The 21,211-nt window shown below is 43.9% G+C and carries 24 protein-coding genes; 13 read left to right on the top strand and 11 right to left on the bottom strand.

The window, feature by feature from the left end; all coding sequences use genetic code 11:
- The 4 genes from groL (at position 1) to KNP72_RS13400 (ending at position 7,768) form a co-directional block, all read left to right on the top strand.
- A complete protein-coding gene (gene groL / locus KNP72_RS13385; protein WP_214709404.1) occupies positions 1 to 1,641 on the top strand; it encodes a chaperonin GroEL in 1,641 nt (546 codons plus the stop codon).
- Positions 1,642 to 1,911: 270 nt separating this feature from the next.
- Positions 1,912 to 2,898, top strand: coding sequence for a Kiwa anti-phage protein KwaB-like domain-containing protein (locus tag KNP72_RS13390; RefSeq protein WP_214833905.1), 987 nt, complete (start codon positions 1,912 to 1,914; stop codon positions 2,896 to 2,898).
- A 32-nt stretch (positions 2,899 to 2,930) separates the two neighbouring features.
- A complete protein-coding gene (locus KNP72_RS13395) occupies positions 2,931 to 3,581 on the top strand; it encodes a hypothetical protein (protein WP_214833908.1) in 651 nt (216 codons plus the stop codon).
- 386 nt (positions 3,582 to 3,967) lie between these two features.
- Positions 3,968 to 7,768, top strand: coding sequence for a hypothetical protein (locus tag KNP72_RS13400; protein WP_214833911.1), 3,801 nt, complete (start codon positions 3,968 to 3,970; stop codon positions 7,766 to 7,768).
- Positions 7,769 to 7,863: 95 nt separating this feature from the next.
- On the opposite strand, the gene KNP72_RS13405 is transcribed toward KNP72_RS13400, so the two are convergent.
- The 3 genes from KNP72_RS13405 to KNP72_RS16045 form a co-directional block, all read right to left on the bottom strand.
- Positions 7,864 to 8,571, bottom strand: coding sequence for an ABC transporter permease (locus tag KNP72_RS13405; RefSeq protein WP_214833914.1), 708 nt, complete (start codon positions 8,569 to 8,571; stop codon positions 7,864 to 7,866).
- The gene (locus KNP72_RS13410; RefSeq protein WP_214833916.1) at positions 8,568 to 9,416 is read right to left on the bottom strand and encodes an ABC transporter ATP-binding protein; all 849 of its coding nucleotides are present in this window, start codon (positions 9,414 to 9,416) and stop codon (positions 8,568 to 8,570) included. The genes KNP72_RS13405 and KNP72_RS13410 overlap by 4 nt, the downstream gene beginning before the upstream one ends.
- Positions 9,417 to 9,551: 135 nt before the next feature.
- A complete protein-coding gene (locus tag KNP72_RS16045) occupies positions 9,552 to 10,532 on the bottom strand; it encodes a LytTR family transcriptional regulator DNA-binding domain-containing protein (RefSeq protein ID WP_214833919.1) in 981 nt (326 codons plus the stop codon).
- Positions 10,533 to 10,654: 122 nt separating this feature from the next.
- Between KNP72_RS16045 and KNP72_RS13420 the strand changes: the two genes are divergently transcribed.
- From KNP72_RS13420 to KNP72_RS13430, 3 genes are read left to right on the top strand one after another with little or no spacing between them, the layout of a single operon-like run.
- A complete protein-coding gene (locus tag KNP72_RS13420; RefSeq protein WP_214834045.1) occupies positions 10,655 to 12,304 on the top strand; it encodes a DUF2075 domain-containing protein in 1,650 nt (549 codons plus the stop codon).
- A complete protein-coding gene (locus KNP72_RS13425; protein WP_214833922.1) occupies positions 12,301 to 12,609 on the top strand; it encodes a nucleotide pyrophosphohydrolase in 309 nt (102 codons plus the stop codon). Before KNP72_RS13420 ends, KNP72_RS13425 begins: the two co-directional genes overlap by 4 nt.
- Positions 12,606 to 13,037 carry a hypothetical protein gene (locus KNP72_RS13430; protein WP_214833925.1) on the top strand — a complete coding sequence of 144 codons (432 nt, stop codon included), beginning with the start codon at positions 12,606 to 12,608 and terminating at the stop codon, positions 13,035 to 13,037. Before KNP72_RS13425 ends, KNP72_RS13430 begins: the two co-directional genes overlap by 4 nt.
- A 61-nt stretch (positions 13,038 to 13,098) precedes the next feature.
- On the opposite strand, the gene KNP72_RS13435 is transcribed toward KNP72_RS13430, so the two are convergent.
- Entirely contained in the window at positions 13,099 to 13,653 is a 555-nt protein-coding gene (locus KNP72_RS13435) for a cysteine hydrolase family protein (protein WP_214833928.1), read from the bottom strand.
- A 173-nt stretch (positions 13,654 to 13,826) separates the two neighbouring features.
- Between KNP72_RS13435 and KNP72_RS13440 the strand changes: the two genes are divergently transcribed.
- Positions 13,827 to 14,249, top strand: coding sequence for an Lrp/AsnC family transcriptional regulator (locus tag KNP72_RS13440; protein ID WP_214833930.1), 423 nt, complete (start codon positions 13,827 to 13,829; stop codon positions 14,247 to 14,249).
- A 24-nt stretch (positions 14,250 to 14,273) separates the two neighbouring features.
- On the opposite strand, the gene KNP72_RS13445 is transcribed toward KNP72_RS13440, so the two are convergent.
- Positions 14,274 to 14,705 carry a DUF4279 domain-containing protein gene (locus tag KNP72_RS13445; RefSeq protein WP_214833931.1) on the bottom strand — a complete coding sequence of 144 codons (432 nt, stop codon included), beginning with the start codon at positions 14,703 to 14,705 and terminating at the stop codon, positions 14,274 to 14,276.
- A gap of 72 nt (positions 14,706 to 14,777) precedes the next feature.
- Between KNP72_RS13445 and KNP72_RS13450 the strand changes: the two genes are divergently transcribed.
- A complete protein-coding gene (locus KNP72_RS13450) occupies positions 14,778 to 15,248 on the top strand; it encodes a hypothetical protein (protein ID WP_214833933.1) in 471 nt (156 codons plus the stop codon).
- A gap of 34 nt (positions 15,249 to 15,282) precedes the next feature.
- On the opposite strand, the gene KNP72_RS13455 is transcribed toward KNP72_RS13450, so the two are convergent.
- From KNP72_RS13455 to KNP72_RS13465, 3 genes are read right to left on the bottom strand one after another with little or no spacing between them, the layout of a single operon-like run.
- Positions 15,283 to 15,561 carry a hypothetical protein gene (locus KNP72_RS13455; RefSeq protein WP_214833935.1) on the bottom strand — a complete coding sequence of 93 codons (279 nt, stop codon included), beginning with the start codon at positions 15,559 to 15,561 and terminating at the stop codon, positions 15,283 to 15,285.
- Between the two features lie 18 nt (positions 15,562 to 15,579).
- Positions 15,580 to 15,795, bottom strand: coding sequence for a hypothetical protein (locus tag KNP72_RS13460; RefSeq protein WP_214833937.1), 216 nt, complete (start codon positions 15,793 to 15,795; stop codon positions 15,580 to 15,582).
- A complete protein-coding gene (locus KNP72_RS13465; protein ID WP_214720099.1) occupies positions 15,795 to 16,022 on the bottom strand; it encodes a hypothetical protein in 228 nt (75 codons plus the stop codon). Before KNP72_RS13465 ends, KNP72_RS13460 begins: the two co-directional genes overlap by 1 nt.
- A 134-nt stretch (positions 16,023 to 16,156) precedes the next feature.
- Between KNP72_RS13465 and KNP72_RS13470 the strand changes: the two genes are divergently transcribed.
- Positions 16,157 to 16,435 carry a DUF3841 domain-containing protein gene (locus KNP72_RS13470; RefSeq protein ID WP_214833940.1) on the top strand — a complete coding sequence of 93 codons (279 nt, stop codon included), beginning with the start codon at positions 16,157 to 16,159 and terminating at the stop codon, positions 16,433 to 16,435.
- Positions 16,435 to 17,190 carry a nucleotidyltransferase domain-containing protein gene (locus KNP72_RS13475; protein WP_214833943.1) on the top strand — a complete coding sequence of 252 codons (756 nt, stop codon included), beginning with the start codon at positions 16,435 to 16,437 and terminating at the stop codon, positions 17,188 to 17,190. The genes KNP72_RS13470 and KNP72_RS13475 overlap by 1 nt, the downstream gene beginning before the upstream one ends.
- A 285-nt stretch (positions 17,191 to 17,475) precedes the next feature.
- Here KNP72_RS13475 and KNP72_RS13480 read toward each other — a convergent pair whose 3' ends face one another.
- Positions 17,476 to 17,673, bottom strand: a complete 198-nt coding sequence (locus KNP72_RS13480; RefSeq protein WP_214833946.1) for a hypothetical protein — start codon at positions 17,671 to 17,673, stop codon at positions 17,476 to 17,478.
- 262 nt (positions 17,674 to 17,935) lie between these two features.
- On the opposite strand from KNP72_RS13480, the gene KNP72_RS13485 reads away from it, so the two are divergent.
- Positions 17,936 to 18,889, top strand: coding sequence for a flavin monoamine oxidase family protein (locus KNP72_RS13485; RefSeq protein ID WP_353048461.1), 954 nt, complete (start codon positions 17,936 to 17,938; stop codon positions 18,887 to 18,889).
- A 43-nt stretch (positions 18,890 to 18,932) separates the two neighbouring features.
- On the opposite strand, the gene KNP72_RS13490 is transcribed toward KNP72_RS13485, so the two are convergent.
- On the bottom strand, positions 18,933 to 19,364 hold the full coding sequence (locus KNP72_RS13490) for a MarR family winged helix-turn-helix transcriptional regulator (protein WP_236634598.1): 432 nt from the start codon (positions 19,362 to 19,364) through the stop codon (positions 18,933 to 18,935).
- 14 nt (positions 19,365 to 19,378) lie between these two features.
- Positions 19,379 to 20,584, bottom strand: a complete 1,206-nt coding sequence (locus tag KNP72_RS13495) for an MFS transporter (protein ID WP_214833949.1) — start codon at positions 20,582 to 20,584, stop codon at positions 19,379 to 19,381.
- A gap of 161 nt (positions 20,585 to 20,745) precedes the next feature.
- Here KNP72_RS13495 and KNP72_RS13500 point away from each other — a divergent pair, with 161 nt between their 5' ends.
- Positions 20,746 to 21,201: a hypothetical protein gene (locus KNP72_RS13500; protein ID WP_214833952.1), complete on the top strand. Its 456-nt coding sequence runs from the start codon at positions 20,746 to 20,748 to the stop codon at positions 21,199 to 21,201.
- Positions 21,202 to 21,211 lie beyond the last annotated feature (10 nt).

Raw genomic sequence — 21,211 nt, forward strand, 5'->3', positions numbered from 1 at the left:
ATGGCAAAAGAAATCAAATTCTCAGAAGACGCACGTCACGCGATGCTTCGCGGTGTCGACGCACTCGCTGACGCGGTAAAAGTCACAATCGGACCGAAAGGACGCAACGTCGTCCTCGAGAAGAAATTCGGCTCACCGCTCATCACAAATGACGGTGTGACAATCGCAAAAGAAATCGAACTCGAAGACCACTTCGAAAACATGGGCGCGAAGCTCGTTGCTGAAGTCGCCTCGAAGACGAACGAAGTCGCAGGGGACGGTACGACAACGGCGACAGTCCTCGCTCAAGCGATGATTCGTGAAGGTCTCAAGAACGTGACAGCGGGCGCAAACCCGATGATTCTTCGTAAAGGAATCGACAAAGCGGTTCGTCGTTCACTCGAAGAGTTGAAAGAAATCTCGAAACCGATCGAGTCGAAAGAAGCGATCGCGCAAGTTGCGGCCATCTCGGCAGCGGACGAAGAAGTCGGCGAGTTGATCGCAGAAGCGATGGAGCGTGTCGGTAACGACGGCGTCATCACGATCGAAGAGTCACGCGGCTTCACGACAGAACTCGACGTCGTCGAAGGAATGCAGTTCGACCGTGGTTACTTGTCACCATACATGATCTCAGACTCAGACAAGATGGAAGCGGTGCTCGACAACCCGTTCATCTTGATCACAGATAAGAAGATCTCGAACATCCAAGAAATCATCCCAGTTCTCGAGCAAGTCGTGCAACAAGGGAAACCAATCCTCATCGTCGCAGAAGACATCGAAGGCGATGCGCTCGCGACACTCGTCTTGAACAAGCTTCGTGGTACGTTCAATGCGGTCGCAGTCAAGGCACCAGGATTCGGCGATCGTCGTAAAGCGATGCTCGAAGACCTCGCGACGCTCACAGGCGGCCAAGTCATCACCGAAGACCTCGGCCTCGAGCTCAAGTCGGCAACGCTTCAACAGCTCGGACGCGCATCGAAAGTCGTCGTCACGAAAGACACGACAACAATCGTTGAAGGTGCTGGAGACGAAGCAACGATTAAAGCACGCGTTCAAACGATTCGCAACCAAATCGAAGAGACGTCATCTGACTTCGATCGTGAGAAACTCCAAGAGCGTCTCGCGAAACTCGCGGGCGGTGTAGCCGTCGTCAAAGTCGGCGCAGCGACAGAGACAGAGCTGAAAGAACGTAAGCTCCGTATCGAAGACGCGCTCAACGCGACACGCGCAGCCGTCGAAGAAGGGATTGTCGCAGGTGGGGGTACAGCCTTCATCAACGTCATCCCAGCCGTTCGTGCGTTGCTTGCAGAAGTGACAGCGGATGAAGCGACAGGTGTGAAACTCGTCCTCCGTGCCCTCGAAGCACCGGTCCGTCAAATCGCGGAAAACGCGGGTGAAGAAGGTTCGGTCATCGTCGAGAAGCTCAAGAACGAGTCGGTCGGCATCGGCTACAACGCCGCAACTGGCGAGTACGTCGACATGATCGCACACGGTATCGTCGATCCGGCGAAAGTGACGCGCTCAGCGCTTCAAAACGCAGCATCAGTATCAGCCATGTTCCTCACGACAGAAGCGGTCATCGCAGACAAGCCAGAACCAGCAGGCGCTGGCGGTGGCATGCCTGACATGGGCGGCATGGGTGGAATGGGCGGAATGATGTAATAGGATATAGTAAAAGCGTCGAATCTTTTCATAAGATTCGACGCTTTTACTATATCTGTGGATAAAAATATACAATGAATGTTAATGTAATAATATGTATTTAGCTGAATGTATTACGATGATGACTTTTTTTATGCGTTTAAGAATTAAGAAATATATCAAAATTCAGAAACTGAGCATACCAATTGATTATAATAATTTGTGTACATGAAAGGTAGTGGTTTTTTGGGTTTGAATAGCCATAAAAACTTTATTTATGAGATAAGTCTAATGACAGAGGAAGAACTAAATACTGTAGATTTGCAAGTATACTTAGTTACTAAAGCTGCTCAGAGTGATGATCTGTATTTTGCAAAAAAAGAGATAATAGCTTCTGAATTGAGAAGTTGGTTAAAAATAAGAATAAGAGAAGAACTAAATGAAATAAAAGTTGATAGTGCAGAAGGGAAAAAGTTTTATACAGAAGAATATAGTCATGAATTAACAAAAGCAGACTATATTGCTGAATTGTCAATTAAAGATGATAAGGATTTAATGTTAAAATTTCAAAAACTTATGCAATCTTTAAATAAAGAGAAGGATTCATTTTTGGATAAAAAAATAAATTTTCAGATTGTTAAATTTTCTAAAAATGAAAAAAATGCTTACTTTATATTTTATCGAGGTGTTAAGATTTCTGCATTGGAACGGCGAAAGGTAAAAAGAATTCCAGCAGTAAGGAATGGTGAGCAACTCGTTATTCAAAATCAGAATATCATTGAATTTGGGGGTAAAATTGAACTTTTTGTATGTGAGGAAGTAATGTATATTTTGAATCCAAGAACATTGGAATATTCTTTTAGTTATGATGACCATATAAAAAAACAAAGAGACTCAAATATTAGTAGAATCGTTACAATGAAATTCTTTGATAATGAATCAAATGTAGAGGAATTTATTAGCATGTCTAGTCAATATATCCTGTCTAGAGGACTGGCTTCAATAAAAACCGAAACACTAGAGGCATTAGAAGAAAGCTTTAATGATAGGTGTGAGGAACTAAAAAAAATCAAAACTGATTTACCTAATGAGGAGCCGGATAAGGGAGAATATTTAAAGCGCTATGGTTCATTGTGGCCGCTTTATGAGCATATTGATATTGAAAATCGAAAAGTAAGGTTTAATCCGGATTACGAAGTAACGCCATTGCTCCATTTTTTCTCTGATAAAATTGTTGAGTCATTTCTTACGAAAAAAATCAAAACGGATATTTACTAATTGAAAAGAGGACTCGTGCTATGTGGAGTAAATTGCAACAAGCATTATTATGGATTATAACTTACTCGCCACTAGTCATTGTAATGATTTTTAGATTTATTGCGGGAAATAAATATTTCGGCTTCGATAAATGGTTAGTTAATCAATCCTGGATAGCTAAGGATCATATTTTAATTAGTTATTTTAGCGCCGAATTTTTTTTCGTTATTACTTTGATAATCTACACTTATTTTAGTTATAGGTATACTATAAAATGGTTCATGGCTGGATTTGAGGAGCGAATAAGAGTAGGGCAAGATGGTCAAAATATGTATATAAGGAAGGCAGAAAAATTGAGTGCGAATGATTATTCATTTTTCTTGTTAACATTACTTATTCCTCTAATCTCACTGGATCATTCCTCGATAATTAATTTAGCCGTTTCTTTAATTATAATTGGTTTTGTCATTAGTATTTATGTAAAAACAGACGCAATAAGTGTCTGTCCTTTGTTATTTTTCTCAGGAAGAAGTGTTTATAAAGGAGTAATTTCTTTCGGTGAAAAAGAACAAGAAGGTGAAGATAGTTCTCTAAGAAAAGATGTCATTTTTATAATGATGAAGGACAAAATAACATTTAATCAAAAAGTTCGTGGGGAAAAATTAGTTAACGATGTTTATTACTTAACAAATAATGAAAGTTAAAAAACGAAGTTATAAGTTAGAAGTTGTAATTTGGAAATATTATAAAAATAATAGTGTCCATTGTGAAAAAATATGAATATGTGTAAATCCTTTAAATTTGTTCAATTCAAATGATAGTTTGCAATCCTTAAAACATTCTCGATGTCGATGCATATTACCTGGAAATTATAATTCGACTTGTTACCACTTAAATCTTTTTAAAGTGAATTTCATTTGAAATTTTATCGGATAGATTATACTAGGCAGTATAATCTATCCGATTTTTATTTATTAATTTTTGATTGTATTCACATAATAAATATCCGGTAATCTTAATGTACTTTTAAAAGATTAATGGAATGATTTTAACAAATATGAATATTTATTAAAGGGGTGGATTACATATTATGTTTGAAATTACAGGTGAAGATATTTCAAATTTAAATGATACTGATTTAAGAACTCTAATTGCCCTTCTTTGCGAAGCAGATTTACGAAGCTCTGGATTATCAACTGCGGGTGTAACTTGGGGAGGAAATCAAGATGCAAAAGATGGCGGGATTGATGTTCGTGTATCGCTTGATAGAAAAGTGCCAACTGGTAGCTTCATTCCAAGTTCGATAACAGGCTTTCAAGTAAAGAGGCCGGATATGAGTCCAAAAGCGATATATAACGAGATGTGTCCTGGAAAAAAGCTTAGACCAGCAATTAAAGAATTAATTGATTCTAACGGAGCTTATGTAATAGCTAGTAGTCGAAGTTCAACTAGTGATACCGCTTTAAAAAACCGAAAAAAGGCTATGCACGAAGCATTGAAAGGGTATCCGAATGCTTCAAACTTAAAATTAGAATTCTATGACAATGTAAGAATTGCGAGTTGGGTAAGGAGTCATCCTTCACTTATTATTTGGGTTAGAGAAAAAAACAATCGAAAATTAAATGGATGGAAAAGCTTTGGCAACTGGTCAAGGTCACCAAAGGGGAGTGATGAAGAATATCTACTCGATGAACAGTTGCGTGTCTATAATAGCTCTAATATAGACAATGAAGGCAAATCTGTTGAAAAAGCTTTAAAGGAAATTCGAATTATTTTACATGAACCAAAATCTTCTGTTCGAATTGTTGGTTTGTCTGGGGTAGGAAAAACAAGATTTGTACAAGCACTGTTCGATGAACGGATAAGTGATAGTAGTGAATGTCTAAACAAATCTCAAGTATTCTACACTGATTTAAGTGATAGTCCAGAACCTAATCCGATAGCATTTGCTGAGTATTTAGTGGCATTAAGTACTCCTGCCATTTTAGTAATTGATAACTGTAACCCGCAGCTACATAAGCGTTTGAATGCAATTTGCCTAGAATCGAAAAGTTCAATAAGTTTAATCACAATAGAATACGACGTGAGAGACGATCTTTCAGAAGAAACAGAAGTATATAGGCTGGAAGCTTCTTCAGAAGAACTAATTGTTAATCTGATTCGGTCACGTTATGAACATATCAGTGATGTGGATAATCGAACTATAGCAAAATTTTCTGGGGGTAATGCACGTATTGCTCTAGCCTTATCGGCTACAATACGTCAAGGAGAAAATCTAGGAAATTTAAGAGATACTGAACTTTTTGATAGATTGTTTCATCAAAGAAATGAAAACAATAATGAGTTGAAAAGAGTCGCGGAAGTTTGTTCACTTTTATACTCGTTTAATATTGAGACAGTAGAAACAGAAGATGGCATCAACGAATTAAAGATTCTAGGATCTCTCATTAGTATGGAGATTGAGGACATTTATCGAAATGTGAAGTTGCTAGAACGTCGGCAACTTATTCAAGAAAGAAGCAAGTGGAGGGCGGTTTTACCTCATGCTATAGCAAACAGATTGGCGAAATCAGCTTTAGAAACTATTCCTGTAAATAAAATATGTTCTATTTTAGAAGGTGAAGGGTGCGAAAGGTTACTAAAGTCTTTCTCTCGACGTTTAAGTTATCTTCACGACTCTAAAGAAGCGAATCAAATTGCATCTAGATGGTTGCACAAAAATGGTTTATTGAGTGATGTAGAAAAATTAGATCAACTTCATATTGATATTTTTAAGAATATTGCTCCTGTAAATCAATCATTAACCATTAAAGCTATTGAAAGAGTTTTGAAGAAAGAAAGTAAGAACGAGTTTTTTTCGAGAAAAAATGTATACTTTAACAAAATCACAACACTCCTCACATCTTTAGCATATGATAGCGATTTATTTACTTCCTCAACTGAACTTCTTTGTAGATTTGCAATTTCTGAACAACCAAATGAAAATAATAATTCAGTAAGGGAAAAATTAAACTCATTGTTCTATCTGTATTTGTCTGGCACACATGCTACGGCAATTCAAAGACTTCAAATTATTAAAAATTTAATAGAAAAAAAATCCAAAAATGAAGTGCATCTTGGTTTTTCTCTATTAAGCTCGACTTTAAAGACAAGACAATTTAGCTCTTACTACAATTATGAGTTCGGTGCGCATTCAAGAAATTATGGTTATATGCCAAATTCGAGAGCAGAAACTGAAGAATGGTATAGAACTTTTATCGACTACACTGCAAATTTGGCTATATCGAGTCCATATTCAAAAGAAGCGAAACTATTGTTAGCAAACAAATTCAGAGGCTTGTGGATAATAGGTTGGATGCATGAAAGTTTGGAAGAGGCGGCTTTAGCAATCTTGGGCAATTCTTCGTGGATTGAGGGATATTTAGCTGTAAAAAGTATTTCGAAATATCATGTTAATGAAATGAATGAAGAGAGTTCGGAAAAAATTAATCACCTTTTATCCCTAATGAAACCGAATACTTTGATTGATAGAATCGAACTATTTGTTATGACCAATAATTTACAACAATTGGATTTGATTGATTTAGAAAGTGAATTTACAGAAAAACTCGAAATTGACAGAAATGAAGAAATGAATCTAATAGTTTTTTCGTTAGCCGAAGAAGCAGTTTTAAATCAAGAAATATTAAATGAATTAATCCCTACATTATTGACTAATCAAGGGATAATGATTTCTGCTTTTGGCGAAGGATTGGCGAATGCGTGTACTTCTCTTGATGAGATTTGGAAAACCATGTATGACGCGATGATATCTATAGCTAAAAATGAACGGAATTACGATTTGATTAAAGGTTTTTTAACTGGAACAGGTCGTATTGATAGAGAACGTTATAATCAATATTTAGATTTTGCAAGTCATGATGCGGAACTAATAGAAATTTATCCTTATCTCCAAAACTGTGCAGTAATGAACAGTAAAGACATAAAACGTTTGAAAGACTCACTCATGTTTAATGATGTATCAATCAGCCACTATAAAGCTTTAGGATATGGGGAAATCCATGAAGCAATTAAAAATGATTCATTGTGTAAGCTTTTAACCATAATTTCCTCTAAATTAAAGGGACAGGGCGTAGCAATCTATATCTTGAGTATGCAACTGCACAGAATGAAAATAGATTCTCTTAGTAAAGAAATCCTAGTAACAGGACAAAAAATAATTGCAGAGTACAATTTTGAGAATAATGAAAATGAAAGCTTACTCTTCCATTTATCGTATGTGATAAAGAAATGTTTTTCAGAACAATCGAAAGCGAAATTAATTCAGATGGTGTGCGATAATGTTATTAATGCAACTACTCATCGCGTTATTCGCTTCAAAGATTATTCGCAAGTTATAGAAGCTATCATTGAAACGCATCCAGTTATTTTCTTAGATTCATTTCTGAAGCAAGGTGTAATGGATGGGCTAAGAAAATGGCAATTATCCAACTTCAATCCATTGAATCTTATTGAGGATAGTACAATAATAGCTTGGTGTAACGATGACCCCATAAAAATTTTAAAAGTCGCATACGCTATCGAGCCATTTAAAACAGAAAATGAAGCTTTAGAATGGACTCCACTAGCATTAGAATTAATTTCTAAATCAAAAAATCCAATAGACATCTTAAATATATTTAAACACTCCTTGAAACCTAATTCGTGGTGGGGTTCAAGAGCGACTATAATGAAATTACGTCTGAAATTACTTTTAGATTTACAAACGAGCGACGACATAGTGATTGTTAATTGGGCAAAGGACGAAGAACGATTATTCGAAAAAGAAATTGAATCAGAGAAGGAATGGGAGTTAGAAAGAGAAAAACAAAAAAATGAAAGCTTTGAATAAATTATTTAGGATGTACTTTTGTCGAAAATTTTCTAATGACGTATTTGTTGCACTGAAAGCTGTAATGCCTCTATGGTTAAGAGGCATTACAGCTTTTAATCCGTCTGTTTCCGGTTATACATCACGATACTTCCAACGAACATGACGAGTGCCCAAGCGGACAGAATCACAAGCTCCACCCATGTAGAGCCGAGTCCAGCTCCCGCCTCGATTTGATGCGCGAGGTCGATCAAGACGATGTTCGGCAAATACTCGAGTAAACCGATGATAGAGAAACGGTCCTCGTACACCAACAACATCGGTGAGAACGAGAAGAAGAAAAACGCCGGCATGACGATGAGCGAAGCTTCCATGACCGTCTTCGTCATCAATCCGAGAATCGTCCCAATCCCGATGTAAAAGAACGTCGATACAATCAATGCGAGTGAGATGACGAGCAGGTTCGCAGGAGTGTATCCCATAATAAAGGCACATGCCGCGATGAGGATGAGCGTCGTCACGAATGTGAGTGCACTCTTCCCAAGCAAGATGTCGAGCGTGCTCGCCGGCGACAACATCAACCCACGGAGCGTATTCTTCTCTTTCTCTTCGGCGATCAAGGCACACTGGACGAACGTCGCGACGAGGCTGAACGTGATGTTGATGACGAAGTACGTCACATCGATGCCTTCTCCACCGAGCTGTGAATAGAAGACGGCGAAGAACAGCGGCATGATCAACGTCGAGGAGACGAATAAGTTCCGCGACAAGTCTTTGTAGTCTTTCTGAAAAATGGCGAGTGCCCGTTTCATTGAAAATGTCATGATAATTTCCTCCCCGTCACTTCGATAAAGATATCCCCGAGCGTCGGCTCGTTCGAATGAATGGCCGCGATGTTTTGGTCGCGCATCTGTTCATGAAGCCAGTCGGCCCCGTCTTTTCCTTGTTTCAAGTCAACAATTTCCCCGTCATGCAGTTCGACGCGCATCGAGCCATTCGCATATTTCCGGCGCAATCGTTTCGGAGCGTCGAGCAGTTGAATCTCTCCTTGATGCAAGAAGGCGACGCGATCGCACAGTTCCTCTGCCTCGTTCATGTCGTGCGTCGTCAAGAAGATCGTCGTCCCTTTTGCCTTTAATCGTTCAATCCCTTTATAAATGTGGCGCGAGTTGACCGGGTCGAGCGCGGACGTCGGCTCATCTAAAAACAATAGTTCTGGTTCATGTAACAACGCCCGGGCCAGTGTCACCCGTTGCAGCATCCCGCGTGAGAGTGCCGCGATGCGTTTTTTGCGTTCCCCGGCCAAATTTACCATCTGTAGGACGTCATCGATTCGTGGCCGCGGTTCGTCATACAGGTCACAATAGAGCTGCAGATTCTCTTCAATCGAGAGGCGCGTGTATAGGCCACTGTTGTCGGTCAACACGCCAATCCGCTTCCGATACTGTTCTTGTTTCAACTCCGAGACCGGAACGCCGAACACGGTGGCGTCACCCGACGTCTGGGCGAGCTGCGACGTCAAAATTTTAATGGTCGTCGTCTTCCCGGATCCACTCGGTCCGAGGAAGCCGAACACTTCTCCCTTGCCGACAGAAAACGTCACGTTGCGTAACGCCTCTTCATTGCCGAATAGCTTTTTTAATCCGTTCACTTGAATGATTGAGTCCATTCTTGTTCCTCCTCGTCGATGTCGTCTTGCTTGCTTTCATCATATCGAGAGGAAGAGGAGAACGCATTAGAATGGCGGTAAATGGCGCTTTACGAGGAGTGAGTGGAGCGAATCGGACTGTGAATGGAGCCTATTTCACCCAATCATCGTCTTCAATTCGGCCATTTTCGTCTTCGAGAGGGGAATCGTTGTCTTCGCCGAATCATCGAGCACGAGGCTAAAACTGTTCTTCGTGTACGTGATCACTTCCCGCACCCGTTGAAGATTGACGATGTACGACCGGTGACAACGGAAGAAGCCGTACGGAGTCAAACGCGTCTCGAGCTCGTTCATCGTGAAGACGCTCGGGAATTGCTCCGATTGACTGTGTAATACGGATTGTCCATCCTGGCTCTCGATGTAGTCGATTTCTGGTGGATCGAGCAAGACGATTTTCTCGTTCACTTTCGTTGGAATCTTCTCGAAGCGGACGTGCATGACGTCAGGGGTGACGTCTTCGTTCGCATCCGGTTCATCCGGTTCTACGTCGAGCAGACGCAAGTGCCGGTGGTCGATGCGATAGACGGTCGACGTGACGAAGAGGGCGCTTTCCATGTTGCTCGTCAGAAGCAGGATGACTTTTTGTTGTTGCTTCAGTTGCATCAAGACGGTCGCGAACAAGTGCCGTGTCTCTTGGTCGACGTTTTGATCCGGTTCTTCAAGCACATAGATGTCCCGATTATGTAAGAGCAAGGCCGCGTATTGGACGCGCCGGACGAGAGACAAGCTGAGCCGGTTCAATCGTTTGTTCCGATACGGTGTGAGTTGAACGGTTTGCAGGACGATATCCAGCGATTCCGTCGATTCGTAAAGCGTGTGCGTAAATCGCAAGTACTCCTCGACAGTCAGCCGGTCATACAATCCGTCACGAATGGAGAAGACAGAGAGCGTACGATTCGCTGTATCGATGGTCCCGGAGTAGTTTGAGTGCGTGTCCGTCAATAATGCGAACAATATTTCCCGGGAAGTGACGCCACAATGAATGGCTGCGATTTCACCCGGATTGATGGTGAAGGAGATATTTTCAAGGATGAGCGTGTCCTGTTGGCGAACAGAGACGTTGTCGAACGTAAGCACCGAATCCCTCCCTTTTTAGTTGGAGTATACCATTGATTCAGGAAAGACTTGAGTAATGAATTGGAATAAGGCTATGCTAAACTGGAGATAATTTGAAATTAGATGAGGGTGTGTCAGTGAAGATGATTGAGGTCATTCCGTTAGATTTTGATAAAACGAGTATAGATGAGATTGATCGGACAGCCGATTATTTGAACTATCCGGTGATTTATATTTTGAACGGAGAGAAGGAAGCGTATATCGGGGAAACGGTGCATTTCCAAAAACGTATGAAACAACATCTGAAGCTGAAACAAGCTGATCGGAAAAATGTAGACCAAATCAATCTCGTGAAGCATGAGACGTTCAATCGATCGGCGACGTTTCATCTTGAGACGAAGTTGATCAACTACTTTTTAGGGGACGAGAAGTATACGTTACAAAACAAAAGCAAGACGGCAAGCGACTTCACACACAATTATTACAATAAATCGTTCTACGACAATGAGCTGTTTCCTGAGTTATGGGGTGTGCTACATAAGAATGGGCTCGTCGAAAACGACCTGCACGCCATCGAGAACAAAGACATCTTCAAATTGTCGCCGTTCAAAGAACTATCCGTTGAACAGATGGATTTAAAAGAGCGTGTGCTCGAGTTCTGTGAGACACGGATTGCGAAGGCCAAGCCCGAAGAAACGTATGGAGACTTGTATGTCATTGAAGGCGAGGCCGGTGTCGGCAAGAGTGTTGTACTGAGCTCCATCTTCAATACGATTCAGGCGCGAACGAATGAGGCGGGTTCGAATCTGTATCAAACGGAGAACTATCTGGTCGTCAATCACGAGGAGATGCTGAAGACGTATAAAGGGATTGCCAAACAAGTCAAACACTTGAAGGCTGTCAATTTCGTCAAACCGACGCCGCTCCTTAACAAGTTAAAAGATAAGAAGGTCGATATCATTTTGGTCGACGAGGCGCACCTCCTGTTGACGAAGTCAGATGCATACAACAACTTTCGGGCAGATAATCATCTCGAAGAATTGATGAAGATCGCCAAGGTTGTCATTGTTATCTTCGATCAAGACCAAGTGTTAAAGCTGAAGAGTCGGTGGGATCAAAGCAAGTTGGATGAGTTTAAAGAAAAAGCGAAGTGTTTGAAAACATATAAACTGACGAATCAGTTTCGGATGCAGGCGGATGAGGATGTCATCGATTGGATTAACACCTTCAAAGCTAAGCAGATACAAGCATTCCCAGCTTCTAAAAACTATGATTTACGCGTGTTTGAAACGTTGGAAGAGATGCACCTAATGATTATCGAACAAGACAAGAAACATGGGCTCAGCCGAGTGGTGTCGACGTTCGATTACCTTCATAAAAAAGATGGGGAAACGTATTACGTATATGGGTCGAACGGGTCGTACAAGATGCCGTGGAATACGACGGGAGGCAAGACGACGTGGGCCGAGAAATCTGAGACGATTGCCGAGGCTGGATCGATTTATACGATTCAAGGTTTTGACTTGAATTACGTTGGCGTCGTGTTAGGTCCTTCGGTAACGTACGATGAGACGAAGGATTGCTTGGTGATCGACACGAATCTTTATAAAGATACAGGAGCTTACGCTGGGATTGACGGTGTCAAAGATGTCGAGTTGGCGAAAGAACAGATTGTATTGAACTCGATTAATGTGTTGATGAAGCGAGGCGTCCGAGGACTTTATTTGTATGCGAGCAATCAAGCGTTGCGAGATAAGTTGTTACACATTCAAAGAGAGAAGGTACAGACATGAACGAAGTACAACGATTGATGGACAAAGTGATTGAATTCCGTGACGAGCGTGATTGGGCGTTCCACCATAACCCGAAAGACTTGGCATTATCGCTATCGCTCGAGGCGAGCGAACTGTTGGAGTTGTTCCAATGGGTGTCGAGCGAAGAAGCGATCGAGACGAAATACGTCGAGATGAAAGAAGAGCTCGCGGATGTCCTCATCTACGCGCTGACGTTCGCTCATGCGGCAGGGATCGATGTGTCGCAGGCGATTGAAGAGAAGCTCGAGAAAAATGCGGTGAAGTATCCGAGTCCACAATCATGAGTGAAACGCTCGAAAGGTATCCTCCAGATCAATTTATGATTCCTTGCCATTTAACCGGAGAGAATTTCTCACCTCGCGTTGCAACAGAAAAAACAGGCATTCAATTTTATAAACAAACAGAAGTCGGGGAGATTGAGCGCGTAGGGAAATGGCAAGGAATTGCTACGTACGGTCATGCGTCATTTGAACCACCACTTGAATTTCAACAAATGGAAAATCCGTATATCGGACTCTTTTGGATGGTGGACATCCTTACGGAGCATATCGACACCCTTCGTTCTTGTGGAGCCGATTGTATCCATATCAATTTAGGTGTCGTCTATCACCTTGATGTGAAACTAGAGTTTGAACCCGATTTCTTAATGAAGCTTGCGAATTTAAAGATTCCATTTTTAATTAGTGGCTATAAAGAAGAAATTGCTGAATAACGTTACAGGAACTAGTTGGATAAGTACGGTATTAACATCGAGAAAAAAGCAGTACAGCCCGTTATTGGGTCTGTACTACTTTCGTTTGAACCATCGCGATGACCTCATCCATCGTTTGGATGGTCGCGAACTCTTCGTTCAAGTTGGCGAGGGAGACGTCATGGATGAAATCTGCTGGAATCAACGAACCGCTCAATGAACGGCGGTCGAACGTCGCCGTCGCATCGGACACGACAATTGGTCCGAATCCGAGATTGCCGGCCATGCGGGCGGTCGTCTCGACACAGTGGTTCGTGATCAATCCTGTGACGATGATGGATTTCGCTTGATACGCTTCGAGAAGCTCTTGCAGGTTCGTACCGATGAAGGCGCTGTTGACCTGCTTGGTGAGGATGGTGTCTTGTTCGCGTGGACGAATGAAGTCATGGAACAAATGACCGTCCTTCAGGAAGTAAAATAATGATTCAGGCACTTGAGAGACGTGTTGGACGTAAATGATCGGTTGATTGGCATCTTCCCAAGTCGAGATGAGACGTGCAGTGTTTGCTTCAAACATCGGATTATTCCGATTGCCCCAACTCGGATCGTGGAACGCTTTTTGGACGTCGATAATCAATAATGGTACGACTGTGTTTTGCTTCGTGTCTGTTTCCCCCTTGTTGACGTTATATTAAGTTTAGCCGGGGGAGAGATTTGATTACATACGATATCAACGGAGTTCTGCATGTGATTCCTTAAAATGCACGGAAGACTGGACGCACAACTTACGATTTGAAAGTAGGGACGGAAATGGACGAAATTGATCGACATATCGTTAGTTTGATGCAAGAGAACGCCAGGATTTCTGTCACGGAACTTGGGAAGCGGATTGGCTTATCGACGCCTGCTGCGAATGAACGTTTGAAGCGGCTCGAAGAACGCGAAGTCATCACCGGATATCGTGCCGTAATCAATCCTGAAAAGTTAGGAAAGCATGTTACAGCCTTCATTTTGTATGACACGACACGGTGTGAAGCGTTCCGTGAGTTCTGCCGACAACAAGCGAGCGTGATGGAATGCCATCGTCTCGCCGGCCAATATAGCTACTTGGTCAAAGTGGTGACGGAAAACGTGCGTACGCTCGAGGCGTTCATCGATGAATCGATGGCATACGGCCAGCCATCGTCGCTTATCAACCTGTCGTCGCCGGTTCCTTTTAAAGCGGTGGAATGAAGGCGGAAGTGATTCGGATTTAAGTCATGAATAGTCCTCTTCATACGGATTCGAATATAAATCAATGTCAAACTCGGCACGAATCCGATCGACGAATTGAATCGTCTCCAAATCAAACACAAGCGACGGTGTTTGACCGTTTTCCATCACGACTACGATGGTGAATTTCGCTCGGATGTCATCGTACGCGTTATAAATGTCCTCTAAAGTTGTTTCTTTGCCGCGAAGTTGAGCGATGATGTGTTGCAGCTGATTGTTCACATCAAATGAGGGCTGATAGCCCGTACAGAGTGACCACGATGTATATGCACGAGGACGAGACGAGTAGGTACTCTTATCGCCTCGTTCAAATGTTTCGGTAGGGGTTAATCCGAGTCGATGTGAAACGTCTTCGATTGAAAAATCGTCGGCTAGCAGTTGGAAATAGACCAGGACTTCGGTTTGTGCAGGATTCATGAACATTCTCTTTTCTTTGTATAACAGTCTATTTGAATAGTAACGATGCAACCGTAAGAAAGGAACATGAATATGACCCAACGTGAACGGTTCGAACAACTCTATCACTCAGGGAAGCGCTCGACCCGACAGGCGGCACTTCTGTTTTCCTTGGTCACGATTATTGGATTTATTTTATTGATGAACGAGGAACGGCAACTTGCTGAACTGGTCTGGTTTGTACTTTTAGTCCCCTCCATCTTTCTCGTTAAGATTTGGGCACGGACGAGCACGTTACTACGATTCAACTCGTCCTCCGAATACACGCGACTAGTTCGCCTTGAGTTTTGGGTGGCGATGGGCCTCATTGCACTCTATTGTCTGTTGATACTGACAACGCTCTTACATCCCGAACAGTTCGGTTTGAGTGTTGTCATAGTAGCCCTCTATGGGATTGGATGGATTATGTCATCTAATATTGATCAAAAGCTTACGAAGATTGACCCAGAACACGTCACACATAAAGTATATGAGCGTGGGAAAGTGGATTCCTTTCCTAAATGAAGGCAGTCAAAAAGGAGTAGCGCGCTACTCCTTTTTATGATGTTGATCGACCTGTAATGCGATCGACTAGTCGTTTTGCTTCAAGCAGGGACATGCCATGAGTCTCACGCAAGAATTTAACGGTCGGAATCATGCCAATCGTATCGATTTTTTCTTTAATCGACGCATGAAACTCAGCATCTTGAACGATTGGTTCGGTATGAAGTTGTTTTCGTTTCAATGCACTCATATCCTTTGCTTGTTGCGCAATGATATTGAGCAAGAAGGCGTTCAAGATCAATGAAGCAATCAACATGACAGTAGTCCAATCCATTCAACCACTCCTTTCGACTTAATCATCAATGATATCGAAACTGTAAGCATTGGTGAGCGGGTTATGGATGATCAACTCATAACTGAGTTGTTGTTCGTCCGCTTTATCGATCAACAGATTGATTTCCGACATATTGAATATGTGTTGGCAGGTAACAGTCGCAACGAGTAACAGACCACCGATGATGGCTGTGGTGACGAGACGTTTCGTCCACATCGTGAGCGATGTCGACATTAAGGGCGTGTCTCTATTTTTTCTTCGATTCGCTCGAGGCGCTCCACTAAGACGTCGAACTGTTGCTGCTGATGAGCCGCGGTTTGACGATCCAACTCGAGTCGCGCGTCCGCCCGCGTCTCGTAGCGACCGATAAATCGAACAATCATCACGATGACCGCGATGAGTAACGCGAGTGGGACAAGTATTGCCAATAAACTAAATAGTAACGTCATTAAAACATTCATGCTTTTTCCTCCTTTATGTAATCCATACGGCTAGTATACTTCCAAATTCAGACAAACCCAAACGATTCCCATGATGGATAAGGAAACAGCAGGTCAGTTATGCTAACAGTATCTTCTTAAAAAAGGGTGGACCTATGGCCATTTACTATACACATCAACATGCGGGCGCCTGGGAAGCCGCCAATACATGTGGCTACTTGTTTGGGAATCCGGCGTACGGCATTTTTCAAGACGAGGACTACGCGTATCATCGCCCTGCTTACGACTGGCTCGCGGGACAATATGAGCAACGGACGAAAATCTCGCTTCGTGGAAACTATCCGGTTTGGTTGAGTAAAACAAGACCAGACGTCGCACGAGGTGATCTCGAGCAAGTGCTCGACGTGACGACGTTTATTGAGGAGGGTGTGTGATGGAGCGACCAACGCGACTAGGTACAGACGAGGCGGGTTACGTCATCAATCAAACAGACGTGACACGGATTCAACCGATGTTTTGGCCAGTGCTCGATGCAGTGATTCAGTTGTTGCGAGAAGAATTCGCAGAAGCGCTACATAGCGTATATGTATACGGTAGCGTCGGTCGTGGGACTGCTGTGGCCGGACGGTCCGATTTAGACGTGACGGTCATCGTCAAACGGGAAGTGGACGTTGACGTATTAAAGCGACGGACTATGCTTCTGTTGCAGGAACATCCGGAAGTAATCAAAATTGATTATGACATCGGGCTGTTGGATACAGTGCTTGAGCCCACTAATCATGTTGAATGGGGATTTTGGTTACGTCACATGTGTGCATGTGTTGACGGGACTGACTTGTCTCATCGTTTTCCGTACATGAAACCTGACGAGCGGATCAGCCGAGTGTTGAATCGAGATTTGTTCGATCAGTTACGAGAAGCGCAAGTGAAATTGAAGACAAGACGTATGACGGGAAACGAAAAACGGTCACTCGTCAAACGGATGATTCGAGGCGCGTATTTGACCATCAACGTCGACGATCAAAGTTTTGTATCGACGATCACAGACAGTCTGTTTGTGTTACGCCTTTATTTTCCGAACAGTGAAATCATAGATGACTTAGAGCGAGGCATGGAATCAGAAGAAGTACAGGATGACTGGTTGGATAAGTTGATTGAGCAGTATGAATCGTTGTTCCTTCCAAGGTGATAGTCATCTATCAAAGCGACTCCTTCCGGTCTAAATCATCAAAATGAAATTCGACGTAAATCATCCCGAGGATGAGATACATGATTACAAAGGTCCGAAGTAAATTGGGTACGTAGAGAATTTGGAAAAACAGCAACCCTTCAAACGAGAATACGAATAGATAGGCAAGGAGATACATTAATATCTTGCCTCTTTGAAATCGAGAGAACAGACGAATGCCTGCAAGGAACGGATAAAGTAGCATCTTAACGGTATTGGGCATGTTGGGAATTCCTTTCTTAGACGTTACCGTTCATTGAGCGGAACATATCCTGGCTTTGTGCGTCTAAGTCTGACATCCGATTCGAAGTAATACATCGGCGTAAACAATCCTGCTGAAAGATAAATCATAAAAGCGGTTTCTAGTAAGAGCGACACTTGGAGGCCATATCCGATGACGAGGACATGGACGGGGACAAAGAACAGCATGAATGCATAAGTCATTGTACTTTCTGTTTTGATCAATCGATATAACCCTCGCATCACCCAGATGTAGGGAAATAAGATGTAAAAGAAGAAACGCTTCACCTCGTAACGCCCTTTCTTGAGCAGTGAGCCCAAATTATGTATATTCGTCTTTTTCAGTATAATAGGAACACTACATACAAAGAAGGAGCTTTTTCATGAATCCATCAATTGCGATTATCGGAGCGGGCGTGGGCTGTATGCCGCGTCGCTCCTCATCGAGTAAGGCTATGACGTCACCGTGTTCGAGGCGCGCGACCGCATCGGGGGACGTGTGTTAAGCCAAAATGGTTTCGACCTTGGCCCGACCTGGTACTGGCCAGAGACGGAGACGACAATCACGCAACTGGTTGACCAACTGGGTCTTCGAACGTTCTCGCAATATACAGCCGGAGACTTGATGCTCGAGCGGCAGTTCGGTGTCATCGAGCGCCATACGCTCCCGTCCGGTCACACCGTCCCCTCGATGCGACTCGTCGGAGGCATGGCCAGCTTGACGACGGCACTCGCTGCGACTTTGCCTGCCGGAACGATTCAACTTAAGTCGACCGTCACCTCGATTCACCAGACTGAAAACGAGGTCTCCATCGAACTCGAAACAGGACGGTCCCAAACGTTCAAGTACGTCATCCTAGCTATCCCGCCACGACTTGTCTCACGCATCTCGTTTCAACCGGAACTGTCTGAAACGACGAAGTCAAAGCTGGCAAATACGCCGACCTGGATGGCTGGACAGGCGAAAGTACTCGCCGTGTATGACCGCCCGTTTTGGCGCGACAGTGGTCAATCTGGTCAAGGCATGAGCTGGGCCGGGGTGTTGCAGGAAATCCATGACGCCTCACAGCCGGGTGGACTTGCGGCGTTATTCGGCTTCTTCCGGTTGTCTGCTACCGAACGCTCGGTATTCGACCAAGACGAACTGAATCGTCGCGTCATCGATCAACTCGTGCGACTATTCGGGGAAGAGGCGAGACAGCCGCGAGACGTCTTATACGTCGATTGGTCGAGCGACCGGCATACGGCCACGGTTCGAGACGAGGAACCGTTGACCGATTTCCCCGTCTATCAGCCGATCGCGCTCGATCCACCTTGGGAAGGACGGCTCTCACTCGCTGGGACGGAGACGGACTCCTTGTTCGGTGGTCATATCGAAGGCGCGCTCCGGGCAGCGGAGCGGGTCGTCGAGCACCTCTAACCAAAAATGCGTATCATCCCAAGCAAGGGACGATACGCATTTTTCATTTGAACTTCTTGATCATCAGCGCGAGCGAACGATTGATCATCGTCATCTCGTCATCTTCGAGCACGGAGAACATCTCTTCGGCGAGCCGTTCCTCGATGGCATCGATTTGTTTCGAATACTCCATACCGATTGGGCCGAGCCGGATGAAGCTCTCGCGCAAGTTGTCCGGGTTCTTCTCTTTTTTTACGAACTGACGCTGTTCGAGCACTTTGAGCACTTGGCTGACCGCACTTTTCGAGATATTCATCTTCGCGGCAATCTCGGTCGTCGTCCACGTGTCTTGGCGTTTGAACAGGAGTAACATCTGTTCTTGCTGGTAACTGAGTTCGAATTCGTTCAACTCGGTAAAGTATTTGGTGAACAACAAGTCGAGCTCGTCAATTTGACGGTACATCTCGATGACTTGCTGTTTGCGTGTGTCATTCAATCGTCGTTCTCCTTTCATCGCGTGTCACGGAACGTCTGGCTCCGCACGTATAACACGCTACTCAATACTAATCCGATTATACCAAACGAGATGAGTAACGTTTGAATCGGCACGGCCAAGGCGACCAAAATCGACAGGACGGCGAACGCGATCGGCTCTAACCCGGATGCGGCGAGCGCCATGATGCTCATGACGCGTCCAATCTTGTCGTGGTCGCTATGTTCTTGCATGAGCGTGACCGTCGGCAAATAGACGAGCATCAACATAAATCCGCTCGCAGCTGCAGCCAAGGCAAGGAGTGTGATGGACTGCGCCTGCGTATAGAGGAAGAATGCCCCAATCGTCAAAAACAGGACGCGGAAGACGAAGCGACCTCGGTGGACCGAGCGGAACAACAGGACGAGAAAACTCGCCACGAACGTCCCGACAGCAAGTCCACCTTCAATCAAACTCAAATCAAACGCGTTGCCACCCCGTTCACCGACGAGAATCGGGATGCTCATGATGAGCGGTCCCATGACGAACAAGTTGACGATAGCAATCGACAGCGTCCCGCTCCGTAAAATCGGCGTGCTCGAGACGTAACGAATGCCTTCTTTCAAATCGACGATGACATGACCGAGCGACATCGCACGGGCTAGGGGGATGGAGTCACGAATCAAACGCGGCATGATCAAGATAGCGGCGATGAAAATCAAGACGGCCGCCGTCCCGAAGCTGAGCCCGAAGCCGCCCCATGTGAGTAAGGCACCGGCGAGGAACGGTCCGAACACGAACATGAGCTCGAGCGTCCCTTGGAAGAGCGAGTTGGCACGCTGCAGCTCTTCTTGTTTGACGAGCGACGGAATCAAAGATGACAACGCCGGATAAGACATGCCGTCGAGCAGTCCGAACACGATGGAAATCATAATCAAGGCGAACACCGAATACGCGTCCGCAAGATGAAGCGCCACGACCGCGACCATGAGAAGACCTTGTCCGAGGTTCGTCAAAAATAAGAGCCGACTCTTTTGGAATCGGTCGGCGAATACACCGCCGAATATCATCATCACGACACGCGGCAACGAGACGGCGGTCATGATAATCCCGAGGAGGGCGGGTTGCTTCAGCACATCGATTGTGAGCCACGATACGCTCAAGAAGAAAATCGAGAAGCCGAGCGTGAGCGTCATGCCGGATAACCATGTGAATACGAAGCGTGGATTTCGTAGCAAATTCATAAAGAAAACCTCAGTCTTTCTACCTTTTAATATAGTTAAGTTAACTAAACTATAAAAGGAAATATATTGTTAGTCAAGCGAGAGACCTGTCGCGAATTAATTGTAAAAAAACGGAACTTTTTTTCTGGTGGAATCGTATAGTGAGATAAGAGGTGAACAAGATGAATAAACATCAGCGTTTGAAGCAAATGGTTACCGCAAACCGAAAATGGCTTCTCGTACGACTTGGCTTTGCGATTCCAATAGGAGTATTACTCTTTTTCTTTTTACAAACCGAGACACGATTAATCTTGTATGGCAGTTTGATGATTGCATCGTTGCTGATATACGGCGTGATGATTGGACGGGAAAGTCGATTCATGAGCAGTTTCACAGACCACATTCGAGCGAAGCGGGTCATCCATATCCAATATGTGTTCGACTACATGATGGTCGTCTTTATCTGTTTGTTTTTCCCGTTGCTCATGAAGCTCGAAACAATCAGTTGGGTCCCATTCTTCATCTTCTCTTTTACAGCGTTAGCGCTAGTGATTGTCGAGCGGTTACTTGATGAGAAAGTAAAGCTGATTGATCCCCAGCAACCGACGCGTCGAGACGTCAAGCGGGAAAGTTTTTAAGGGGGGATTT

Origin of the sequence: Exiguobacterium sp. s152, from assembly GCF_018618335.1 — a bacterium.
Taxonomy (GTDB): domain Bacteria; phylum Bacillota; class Bacilli; order Exiguobacteriales; family Exiguobacteriaceae; genus Exiguobacterium; species Exiguobacterium chiriqhucha.

What these genes read in the sequence shown, in the direction of transcription:
- KNP72_RS13445 (WP_214833931.1), bottom strand. Translation starts at nt 14,705, where the DNA reads ATGAATCCTGCACAAACCGAAGTCCTGGTCTATTTCCAACTGCTAGCC.
- KNP72_RS13420 (WP_214834045.1), top strand. Translation starts at nt 10,655, where the DNA reads ATGATTGAGGTCATTCCGTTAGATTTTGATAAAACGAGTATAGATGAG.
- KNP72_RS13465 (WP_214720099.1), bottom strand. Translation starts at nt 16,022, where the DNA reads ATGAATGTTTTAATGACGTTACTATTTAGTTTATTGGCAATACTTGTC.
- KNP72_RS13470 (WP_214833940.1), top strand. Translation starts at nt 16,157, where the DNA reads ATGGCCATTTACTATACACATCAACATGCGGGCGCCTGGGAAGCCGCC.
- KNP72_RS13450 (WP_214833933.1), top strand. Translation starts at nt 14,778, where the DNA reads ATGACCCAACGTGAACGGTTCGAACAACTCTATCACTCAGGGAAGCGC.
- KNP72_RS13405 (WP_214833914.1), bottom strand. Translation starts at nt 8,571, where the DNA reads ATGACATTTTCAATGAAACGGGCACTCGCCATTTTTCAGAAAGACTAC.
- KNP72_RS13410 (WP_214833916.1), bottom strand. Translation starts at nt 9,416, where the DNA reads ATGGACTCAATCATTCAAGTGAACGGATTAAAAAAGCTATTCGGCAAT.
- KNP72_RS13495 (WP_214833949.1), bottom strand. Translation starts at nt 20,584, where the DNA reads ATGAATTTGCTACGAAATCCACGCTTCGTATTCACATGGTTATCCGGC.
- KNP72_RS13480 (WP_214833946.1), bottom strand. Translation starts at nt 17,673, where the DNA reads ATGACTTATGCATTCATGCTGTTCTTTGTCCCCGTCCATGTCCTCGTC.
- KNP72_RS13455 (WP_214833935.1), bottom strand. Translation starts at nt 15,561, where the DNA reads ATGGATTGGACTACTGTCATGTTGATTGCTTCATTGATCTTGAACGCC.
- KNP72_RS13425 (WP_214833922.1), top strand. Translation starts at nt 12,301, where the DNA reads ATGAACGAAGTACAACGATTGATGGACAAAGTGATTGAATTCCGTGAC.
- KNP72_RS13440 (WP_214833930.1), top strand. Translation starts at nt 13,827, where the DNA reads ATGGACGAAATTGATCGACATATCGTTAGTTTGATGCAAGAGAACGCC.
- groL (WP_214709404.1), top strand. Translation starts at nt 1, where the DNA reads ATGGCAAAAGAAATCAAATTCTCAGAAGACGCACGTCACGCGATGCTT.
- KNP72_RS13460 (WP_214833937.1), bottom strand. Translation starts at nt 15,795, where the DNA reads ATGTCGACATCGCTCACGATGTGGACGAAACGTCTCGTCACCACAGCC.
- KNP72_RS13390 (WP_214833905.1), top strand. Translation starts at nt 1,912, where the DNA reads ATGACAGAGGAAGAACTAAATACTGTAGATTTGCAAGTATACTTAGTT.
- KNP72_RS13500 (WP_214833952.1), top strand. Translation starts at nt 20,746, where the DNA reads ATGAATAAACATCAGCGTTTGAAGCAAATGGTTACCGCAAACCGAAAA.
- KNP72_RS13400 (WP_214833911.1), top strand. Translation starts at nt 3,968, where the DNA reads ATGTTTGAAATTACAGGTGAAGATATTTCAAATTTAAATGATACTGAT.
- KNP72_RS13475 (WP_214833943.1), top strand. Translation starts at nt 16,435, where the DNA reads ATGGAGCGACCAACGCGACTAGGTACAGACGAGGCGGGTTACGTCATC.
- KNP72_RS13430 (WP_214833925.1), top strand. Translation starts at nt 12,606, where the DNA reads ATGAGTGAAACGCTCGAAAGGTATCCTCCAGATCAATTTATGATTCCT.